Origin of the sequence: Schaalia sp., from assembly GCF_050312375.1 — a bacterium.
Classification (GTDB): Bacteria; Actinomycetota; Actinomycetes; order Actinomycetales; family Actinomycetaceae; genus Pauljensenia; species Pauljensenia hyovaginalis.
In genome coordinates, this window is the sequence record NZ_JBNOYB010000039.1 from 17,835 (window position 1) to 27,636 (window position 9,802).

Here is a 9,802-nt window from a genome sequence, read left to right on the forward strand (position 1 = left end):
ATGCTCAGCGGCCCGTGAGCTGCCAGGCGTCCTCGTCTTCTTCAGGCTCTTCATCCACCCACTGGGGCGGCGCCCCGCCGAAGTCATGTCCAGCATAGGGATCCTCAGCCCTTCCGCGCGCATCGGTTCCGCCAGTCGCGCCCTCGTCCATCGCCGAAGAGGGAGCAGCCGCGATCTCGACGGGCTCGGGCGAAGAGATCCCCTCGGACTCGCCGCGCAGCATGGCGAGCACCTCGGGGAGCTGCTCGGGCTGAACGAGCACCTGACGGGCCTTCGAGCCCTCCGAGGGCCCCACGATCTCGCGCGACTCCAGAAGATCCATGAGGCGCCCCGCGCGGGCGAAGCCGACGCGCAGCTTCCGCTGCAGCATCGACGTCGACCCCAGCTGGGTCGAGACGACGAGCTCGGCGGCCTGCAGGAGGTCATCCAAGTCATCGCCGATGTCCTCGGCGACCTTGACGGTCTTCTGCTCGACGACGACGTCCTCGCGGTAGTGCGGCTCCATCTGGGCCTTCACGTGGGCGACCACCTTGTGGATCTCCGATTCGGACACCCACGCGCCCTGCACGCGCATCGGCTTGGAGGCGCCGGCCGGCAAGTAGAGCGCGTCGCCCTGGCCGATGAGCTTCTCCGCACCCGGCTGATCGAGGATCGTCCGCGAATCCGTGAGCGAGGAGGTCGCGAAGGCGAGGCGCGAGGGGATGTTCGCCTTGATGAGACCGGTGACGACATCGACCGAGGGGCGCTGCGTCGCCAGCACCAGGTGGATGCCGGCCGCACGGGCCAGCTGCGTGATCCTCTGGATCGACGCCTCGACGTCGCGCGGCGCGACCATCATCATGTCGGCGAGCTCGTCCACCACGACGAGGAGGTAGGGGTAGGGCCGCAGCGTCCTGTCCAGACCGGGCTTGGCCTGCACCTGCCCCGAGGCGACCGCCTTGTTGAAGTCGTCGATGTGCTTGAAGCCGTAATCCGACAGGTCGTTGTAGCGCGCGTCCATCTCGCGCACCACCCACTCGAGCGCCTCGGCGGCCTTCTTCGGATCGGTGATGATCGGCGAGATCAAGTGCGGAATGCCCTCGTAGATCGTGAGCTCGACGCGCTTGGGATCGACGAGGATCATCCTCACCTGATCCGGGGTCGCGCGCATCATGATCGACGTGATCATCGAGTTCACGAAGCTCGACTTGCCCGAGCCCGTCTGACCCGCGACCAGGAGGTGAGGGGTCTTGGCCAGGTTGGTCACCACGTAGCCGCCCTCGACGTCCTTCCCGACGCCGACTACGAGGGGGTGCTGATTGCGCATCGCCGCACCGGAGCGCAGCACATCGCCCAGGGACACGTTCTCGCGGTCGGTGTTCGGGATCTCGATGCCGATCGCCGATTTCCCGGGGATCGGCGCGAGGATGCGCACATCCGCCGAGGCCACCGCATAAGCGATGTTCTTCGACAGGTTCGTCAGCTTGTCGACCTTCACGCCCGAGCCGAGGACCACCTCGTAGCGGGTGACCGTCGGTCCGCGCGAGAAGCCCGTGACGCGCGCATCGATCTTGAAGTCCGCGAAGACCTGGCCGAGGGCGCGCACGACCTCGTCGTTCACCGCCGAACGCGTCTTGTGCGGCGGCCCCGCGACGAGCAGTGAGTCCTCGGGCAGCGTGTAGGAGATCGCCTCGGCGAGCTGGGGCTGGAAGCCCTCGCCGACGGGCGCCTCGCCGATCTCGGGCACCTCCTGCTCCTCGGTCGCCGATTCGGGCTCCGCATGGGCATCCTCGAGCGGGGCTTGAGGGGCCACGGACAGCGCCTCAGTCGGGGCATCGGCGGATTCGGCGCGCGAGAGGGAGTCGGCGCGGAAGTCGAGCGGATGCGGCTCGGGGAGCGCATCGTCGTGCGCCGGAGGCGCCAGAACGGTCGTCGCCCCTTCGGTGATGTTGGGCGAGCGGAAGGACTCGTCCCCGTCGTACTGATCGAGGAAGGGGTCGTCGCCGGCAGCCAGGCCTTCCCTCAAGCGCCGTCTGGCATCACGGGCCTCATCAGCGCCTTCGTCCTCGCCGCTCGGATCGGTGCCGCGGGAGGCGCCCGACAGGCGCGCCGCAAGGGCGCGCAGGCGATCGGGGATCTCGACGACCCGCGTGCGCGTGCCCAGCAGGAGCGAGTAGACGCCCAGGAGCACGAGGATCGCCCCTGCGCCCCAGCCGGACAGGAGGAGCGCGAGGGGGCGGGCGATGAACCATCCCGCGAGCCCCCCGGCGGACTCGATCGCCGCGAGGTCCTCCAGGGAGGGGTTCCCCGAGGAGACGTGCACGAGACCGCATACCGAAGCGACGAGGCCCAGCCCGCCCGCCACGTGGTGGGGCAGCGCGTGCTCATCCGCGTTCGCGCGGAAGAGCTCGACCGCGAATGCGACGAGGGCGATCGGCACCACGACTGCGAACATGCCGACCGATCCGGCGGCCGCATGATGGATGAAATCGCCCGCCTGTCCGGAGACCCGGAACCACTCGCGCAGGGCGACGAGGACGGCCGCCCCCAGGCAGATGAAGGCCAGGGCATCCCTTTTGATCCTCGGATCGGCCTGACGCCACGCCTGCCAGGCCGATCCGAGACCGACACCGATCGCGGCGAAGACCCTCGCGAGCAACCCGGGTCGTTCGGGCTCGGCGGAGGGCGTTCGTCGGTTCGTCGCACGTGAGGAAGCGGAACCGCTCCCCTTCTTTGTCGAAGATGGGCGTTGTGATGCCATGGTGCTTCGACGCTACAGCGCCGACGCGCCGAGGGGCGACTGCCGCGCCGGTCTCGGCGCCATCAGGCGTCGTCGGACATGACCGAACCCCGCGCGAGGACCTCTTCGATCTGCTTCATCGTCGGTACGGGCAAAGCGGATTCATGCGAGATCGCGATGGCCGCTGCCGCGTTCGCGGTGCGCAGGGCGTCGGCGATGTCCTTGCCCTTGAGGAGCTCGGCGCACATCGTGGCGATGTGCGTATCGCCCACGCCCGCGGTGTCGGCGACGCGTGTCTCAAAAGCGGGGATCGTCTCGCGCTCAGCGCCCTTGGTGCGCTGGAGTTCGCAGCCCATGATGCCCGTGCGCCGCACGAGGACGGCTTCGGGCTTCATCAGATGGCGGATCCCGACCCCCGGTTCGTGAGTGGCGAGGATCGAGGTGAGCGCAGCGGCCTCGCGGACGTTCATCGTCACCACGTCGGCTCGCTTGAGCAGCTTGCGCCACGACTCGACGGGCACCTGCTCGACCGCGGGCGACACCGCGACGACCAGGGTGACGGAGGGCGGCAAGGCGGCGCCCCAACCGGCGAGCACCATCGCAGAATGCGGGTTCGCCAGGTCGGAAGCGGCGATGTGGATGAGGTCGCCGGGCTTGAGGACCATGCGATCCAGGGAGACCCGCGAGGGCTCCGACTCCACTCCCGCCGTCACCACGGAGGTCATGGAGCCGTCGCGTTCGATGAGCTGGATCGCCACCCCGATGTCGCCCACGAGCTCGGGGGTGAGGACCTCGACGCCGGCCTCGACGAGTTGCTGGCGCACGGCGAAGGAGTTCGGTCCGGTCCCGAGCGGCGAAGCCATCGCCGCGGCGACGCCCTGAGCCGCGACGGCCGACAGCGTGGTGAATCCTCCGCCCGGCCTCGAGGTCGCGGCATCGGCGTGGACCGAGCCGCCGCGCACGGGCGTGTGCGAAATGTGCATCGGCAGCACGAGGACGACCGAATGCGTCGAAATGAAACGACCCGCCATATCCAGCGCCTTCCTCGCCCCGGTCTACTGCTCGACGACGACCGGAACGATCATCGGACGGCGGCGCAGCCTGCGCGCCACCCAGCGCCCGATCACGCGTCGCATCGCCTGCTGGAGGACGTAGGGGTCCTTCCCTCCGGGTGCGGCCGCATCCTTCAACGCGGCATCGACATCGGGCAGGATCTCCTCGAAGACGGAATCGTCCTCGGCCATGCCGATCGCCTTGATCGTGGGGCCCGACAGGACCATCCCGGAATCGTGCTCGACGACGGCGTAGACCGAGATGAAGCCCTCCGAGCCGAGAACGCGACGGATCTCGAGCTCCTCCTCGGAGATCTCGCCGATCGACTTGCCGTCGACGAAGACGAGCTCGCAGGGGACCTGGCCGGAGATCCGCGCGCGCCCGTCCACGAGATCGACCGTGGTGCCGCCGTCGCCGAGGACCACGTGATCGGCGCCGACACCGGTGGACACCGCGAGCTGGCCGTTGGCCACGAGGTGACGCAGTTCACCGTGGATCGGCATGACATTGCGCGGGGCGACGAGGTTGTAGAAGGTGAGCAGCTCGCCCTGGCAGGCGTGGCCCGACACGTGCACCTTCGCGTTGCCGCGGTGGAACACCTTGGCGCCCAGGCGGGTGAGATCGTTGATCACGCGGTTCACGTCGGTCTCGTTGCCCGGGATCAGCGAGGCCGCGATGATGACCGTGTCGCCGGCCTCGAGGTTCACGAACTTGTGCGACCCCGAGCTCATCCGGGCGAGGGCCGCCATCGGCTCGCCCTGCGAACCGGTCGCCATGTAGAGGCGTTCGTTCGCGGGAAGCTCCGCGAGAGCGTTGGCGTCGACGATGAGCCCCTCGGGGACGACGAGGTAGCCCTTCTCGGCCGCGATCCGCATGTTGCGCTCCATCGAACGGCCGACGAGGGCGACGCGGCGCCCCGCCTTCGCCGCCGCGTTCATCACCTGCTGGACGCGGTGGACGTGCGAGGCGAAGCTCGCCACGACCACCTGGCCCTCGGCCTCATCGACGATCCGGTCGAGGACCGGGCCGATCTCCCGTTCGGAGGGGATGAATCCGGGCACTTCGGAGTTCGTGGAGTCGATCATGAACAGGTCGACGCCCTCGGAGCCGATGCGGCCCAGGGCCGCCAGGTCGGTCTTGCGCCCGTCCAGGGGCTGGTGGTCGATCTTGAAGTCGCCGGTGATGACGACCGTCCCGGCGCTCGTGCGCACGCACACGGCGAGGGCATCGGGGATCGAGTGGGTCACCTGGATGAACTCCAGGTCGAAGGGGCCGACCTTCACGCGGTCGCCGGACTTCACGACGTGCATGTCCGCGGCCGGAAGGCGGTGCTCGCGCAGCTTCGGCTCGGTGAAGGCGAGGGTGAGGTCGGAGCCGTAGGTCGGGATGTCGTCCCGGAGCTTGGCGAGGTAGGGGACGGCTCCGATGTGGTCCTCGTGGCCGTGGGTGAGGACGAGCCCAACGACGTCATCGAGACGGTCCGCGATCCAGGAGAAGTCGGGCAGGATGAGGTCAACGCCGGGCTGGTAGACCTCGGGGAAGAGCACGCCGCAGTCCACGATGAGGAGTTTGCCCTCGAACTCGAGGACGTTCATGTTGCGGCCGACCTCCCCCAGTCCGCCGAGGGGGATGACGCGCAGTGCGCCGTCTTCGAGCGGCGCGGGTTCGGAAAGGTTCTCGTACAGGGGCTTCATGCTCCGATTCTCTCACGAACCCCGCCGGGCTCAGGCGCGTCGGCGCTCAGAGAAGATCAAGATCGGCCATCACCGCGCGGAGTCGGGCGATCTCGTCGTCGGACGCCGGTACGAGCGGGAGGCGGACCGTCGGCGATTCGATGAGGCCCTGAAGGTGGACGGCGTGCTTGGCCATGACCGCGCCCTGCCCCCCGCCCATGATCGCGTTCACGAGCGGGCGCAGCGAGTAGGACAGCTCCCTGGCCTCCCACACCCTGTCCGCGTCGAGGAGGTCGATCATCTCCCGGTACTTCGCGCCCGCCACGTGCGCCACCACCGAGATGAAGCCCGAGGCGCCGCCTGTCATCCAGGCGAAGTTCAGGCCGTCGTCGCCGGAGTAGTACTCCAGGCCCGTCCGGTGCATGCGTTCGACGCCCTGCTCGACGTTCCCGGTCGCGTCCTTGACCGCGCTGATCCGGGGGTGCTCGGCGAGGATGTCGAGGGTGTCGTCGGTGAAGGCGAGACCCGTCCGCCCCGGGATGTCGTAGAGCATGATCGGCAGATCGGTGGCTTCGGCGATCGCGAGGACGTGGGCCCTCAGGCCCGCCTGGGAGGGGCGGTTGTAGTACGGGGCGACGACGAGCAGTCCGTCGGCGCCGTGTGCCTGGGCGCCCTCGGCGATGCGGACGGCATGAGCCGTATCGTTCGAGCCCGCGCCCGCGAGGATGAAGGCGCGCTCACCGACGGCGTCCTTGACGGCTTCCGTCAGGGCGTTCTTCTCCGGCTGGTGGGTCGTCGGCGATTCGCCGGTCGTCCCCGACAGGAGGATCGTGTCGCAGCCGTCGTCGACGAGCTTCTTCGCGAGGCGCGCGGCCGAATCGAGGTCGATCGTGCCATCGGGCAGGAAGGGGGTGACCAACGCGGGGGCGAGGGTTCCGAACTGGCGGCGAGGGGTGTGGCTCATGCGGGCCAGCATATGCGGGCGCGGCCCGCGCCACGGCGGATGTTCACCCGCTGGGAGGCCTCGCCCGCCGGGGGCGTCACGTCCCGCTCTCGAGCGCCGCCCACCACAGGTGCTGAAGGATCGGCTCGCCGCCCTCGGGCTCGAGGCAACGGCGCAGTCCCGCCGGCGCGAAGCCCGCGGATTGGAGGAACCGGAGGCGAGCCTCGTCCTCGGCGCCCGCCCAGATTCGCAGCGTCGCGGATCCGGAGGTGTCGGCGATCGCCTGGAGGAGGCGCGATCCGTGGCCCGAGCGCGCGAAGTCCGGATCGACGAGGAGTTCGGCGATTTCACTGCCCTCCTCGATGCCCCCGGCCTCGGGACCGAGGGCGGGCGCGGGCACGACGAGGGCGAAGCCGGCGACCGCGTTGGCGTGGAGGGCGACGAAGGTCCAGCATCCGGCGGGGGCGGGGGCCGACAGGGTCCGCCTCCATCGCTCCTCCAGTGCTGCGGCCTCCTCTTGCGAGAAGGCGGGATCGAGCCTGAGCAGCGCCCGTCCCTGGATGCGCGCGATCGCCGGCGCATCATCGACGAGGGCGGGGCGCACGGAGCGATCGGGGGCGAGCGGGCGAGCGGGTGGAACGGGAACGGGCCCTCCGGGCCGGGGGGCGTCAGCGGAGGGAGCGCCGCGAAGATCGATGCTCACCGGGCTCACAGATCCATGAGGGCGTCGAGACCGATCGTCAGGCCCGGGCGCTCGGCGATCCCACGGATCGCGAGGAGGACTCCCGGCATGAAGGAGATCCGGTCGAAGGAGTCCGTCCGGATGACGAGCTGCTCGCCCGGGTTGCCCAGGAGGATCTCCTCGGATGCCGTAAGGCCCCGCAGGCGCACCGCGTGGACGGGAACGCCGTCGATCCTGCCGCCCCTGGTCCCCTCCGGGTCGGACTCGGTGGCGTCGGGCATCGGGCCGAGACCGGCCTCGCTCCGGGCGGCGGCGATGCCCCGCGCGGTCGCGGCCGCCGTGCCCGAAGGGGCGTCGACCTTGTTCGGGTGGTGCATCTCGATGACTTCCGCGGACTCGAAGTAGGGGGCGGCCAGGGCCGCGAACCTCATCGCGAGGACCGCTCCGATCGCGAAGTTCGGGGCGATGAGGACCGAGCGCCCCGATTCCTCGGCGTGGGCGCGGACCCGGGCGTAGGACTCCTCGGTCCACCCGGTCGTGCCGACGACGACATCGACCCCGGCGTCGAGGAGGGCGTGAACATTCGACTCGGTGACGCTCGGGACCGAGAAGTCGACCGCGACGCGGGCGCCCCTGAGGGTCTCGGCGCTGATCGCGTCCCCGGCGTCGAGCTCGGCGACGATCTCCATGTCGGGCGCCGTGGTGACGGCCTCGACCACGGTCGATCCCATTCGGCCCTTGGCGCCTGTGACGGCTACTGCAATCATGTCGTCCTCCTTCGCAGTCCTCTCCGATCTTGCCCGATCGACGAATACGGCGCTCACGAGTCCAGGGGCAGGACGAGGGCCCGGGACAGGGGCCGCGAGGCGAGCTCGCGTGCGAGGGCCGCGACCTCGTCGGCGGTCACCGCCTCGATCGCCTCGAGCGACTCGTCGACGCTCTTGTAACGTCCGACCAGCTCCGAACGGCCCAAGCGCATCATGCGCGACCAGTTGTCCTCGAGCCCCAGCGCCACTCCCCCGCGCACTTGGCCGCGCACGCGGAGCAATTCGGCCTCGGTCGGCCCGTTCTCGGCGAGGTCGTGCAACTGTTCGAGCATGAGGCGCTCGACCTGGTCGATCTTGTCCGGCGAGGTGCCTGCGTACATGCCGAAAGCACCCGTGTCCGAATACGAGGACTCGAAGGCGTAGGTCGTGTAGGCCAGTCCCCGCTTCTCTCGGACCTCCTGGAAAAGGCGGGACGACATCGATCCTCCGAGCACCGACAGGAGGACCGACATCGTCGGCCCCTCATCCGCAAGGGCCCTCAGGCCCCGTGTCCCGACCACCAGATGCGCCTGCTCGACATCGCGGCGCCTCACGAGCGAGGGCTCATGCTCGACCTCCTCCCAGGCGTCGCACGAGCGCCTCGCCCTCGGGACCCGGCCCTTTGAGGGCGCATCCGCCCACGGCGACGCCTCGATGGCCGCTTCGACCAAGTCGACCAGGCGCCCGTGATCGACGTCCCCGGCCGCGGCCACCACCAGGTTGTCCGGCGCGTAGTGGGAGCGGTAGTGGGCCACGACCTCATCGCGCTGAGCGGCGCGGATCGTCTCGGGCGTCCCCCCGACCGGGCGTCCGAGGGGGACATCCCCGTGCACCGCGAGTTGGAAGGCGTCGTGGACGATCTCCGTCGGGGAGTCCTCTGCCATCGCGAGTTCATCGAGGATCACTCCGCGCTCCATGGCGAACTCCTCGGTTCCGATCGTCGCATTCGACAGCATGTCGACGAGGACCCCGAGCGCCATCTCCAGGTCTTCGGACAAGACCCTGGCCCAATAGTTCGTGTGCTCCCGTCCCGTTTCCGCGTTCGACTCCCCGCCGACCCGATCGAAGGATTCCGCGATGTCGAAGGCCGAGCGCTTCGGGGTCCCCTTGAACAGGAGGTGCTCGAGGAAGTGCGTGGAGCCGGCGGCCTCGGGCGCCTCGTCGCGGGAACCGACGGGCACCCACAGGGACAGGGCGGCCGAACGCGTCGAGGGCGCGCGCTGGGTGAGGATCCGCGTGCCGCGTCCGGTCACCGAACGGCGCACCTCGCCCTCGTTGTCGTCGAGCAGGAGGTCCTCTTGGCGCACCAATGGCAGATCGATCGGCGGAGTCATGGCGAACAGTTTAAATGCTGAGTTCACGGCACGGTGAAGGGCCGGGAGCGGATGCTCACGGTCCTTGCTCCAGATCACCGGGATCGGGCCGCGCAGCGGCGTCGCGCCCCGTCCGAAGGCCTCCTCCGAGCCCCCAGTCCCCCGCGCGCGCCGAGGGCCCTTCGAGTCGACTCTCACCCGTGTCCCCGACGCCTCGTCCCCGCGGACGGGGGCGCTCACAGGGGGATGCGGGGGTCGGATCCTCACCCGGCTAGTTCTTCACCGTTTCTTCCCTTTCGGGCCCCACCCTCGCCGACAAGTCCGAATGACCAGCGCCACGATCTGCGCCCCGAGGACGACCGCCATACCGTACATCCACGTCGATCCCATTTCAGACGCACCCTCTTCGGCCGACTCATATGGTTCGTCGAACATAGCAGCGCGGTTCCCGGCGCGTCTACAGCATCGTCTCGGGTATTCATCCCCTATCCAGGCGGAGGGAAATCGAGGCTCAGGCGAGCGCCGCTCCATTCCTTGCTCGCGACCGGGATCGCGAAGGCTGTGCGGATTGAAAGGCGGAGGGCCGGGAGCGATCGCTCCCGGCCCTCCGCCT

At 69.4% G+C, this 9,802-nt stretch carries 7 protein-coding genes; all 7 read right to left on the reverse strand.

What is annotated here, in order from left to right; translation table 11 throughout:
• Window positions 1-4 precede the first annotated feature (4 nt).
• The 7 genes from ACQY7V_RS02815 to ACQY7V_RS02845 all read right to left on the reverse strand — a co-directional run bounded on the left by ACQY7V_RS02815 (window position 5) and on the right by ACQY7V_RS02845 (window position 9,210).
• Window positions 5-2,740, reverse strand: a complete 2,736-nt coding sequence (locus ACQY7V_RS02815) for a DNA translocase FtsK 4TM domain-containing protein (protein ID WP_428638804.1) — start codon at window positions 2,738-2,740, stop codon at window positions 5-7.
• A gap of 62 nt (window positions 2,741-2,802) precedes the next feature.
• Entirely contained in the window at window positions 2,803-3,750 is a 948-nt protein-coding gene (locus ACQY7V_RS02820) for a PfkB family carbohydrate kinase (protein ID WP_320836506.1), read from the reverse strand.
• Between the two features lie 24 nt (window positions 3,751-3,774).
• The gene (locus tag ACQY7V_RS02825) at window positions 3,775-5,466 is read right to left on the reverse strand and encodes a ribonuclease J (RefSeq protein ID WP_154478716.1); all 1,692 of its coding nucleotides are present in this window, start codon (window positions 5,464-5,466) and stop codon (window positions 3,775-3,777) included.
• A 46-nt stretch (window positions 5,467-5,512) separates the two neighbouring features.
• A complete protein-coding gene (gene dapA, locus ACQY7V_RS02830; RefSeq protein WP_235361382.1) occupies window positions 5,513-6,409 on the reverse strand; it encodes a 4-hydroxy-tetrahydrodipicolinate synthase in 897 nt (298 codons plus the stop codon).
• A 76-nt stretch (window positions 6,410-6,485) separates the two neighbouring features.
• Window positions 6,486-7,091, reverse strand: a complete 606-nt coding sequence (locus ACQY7V_RS02835) for a GNAT family N-acetyltransferase (RefSeq protein ID WP_320772330.1) — start codon at window positions 7,089-7,091, stop codon at window positions 6,486-6,488.
• Between the two features lie 5 nt (window positions 7,092-7,096).
• Entirely contained in the window at window positions 7,097-7,837 is a 741-nt protein-coding gene (gene dapB, locus ACQY7V_RS02840) for a 4-hydroxy-tetrahydrodipicolinate reductase (RefSeq protein WP_428638807.1), read from the reverse strand.
• A 53-nt stretch (window positions 7,838-7,890) separates the two neighbouring features.
• Window positions 7,891-9,210 (reverse strand): M16 family metallopeptidase, encoded by a 1,320-nt coding sequence (locus tag ACQY7V_RS02845; RefSeq protein ID WP_428638809.1) that lies wholly within the window; start codon window positions 9,208-9,210, stop codon window positions 7,891-7,893.
• Between the last annotated feature and the right edge of the window lie 592 nt (window positions 9,211-9,802).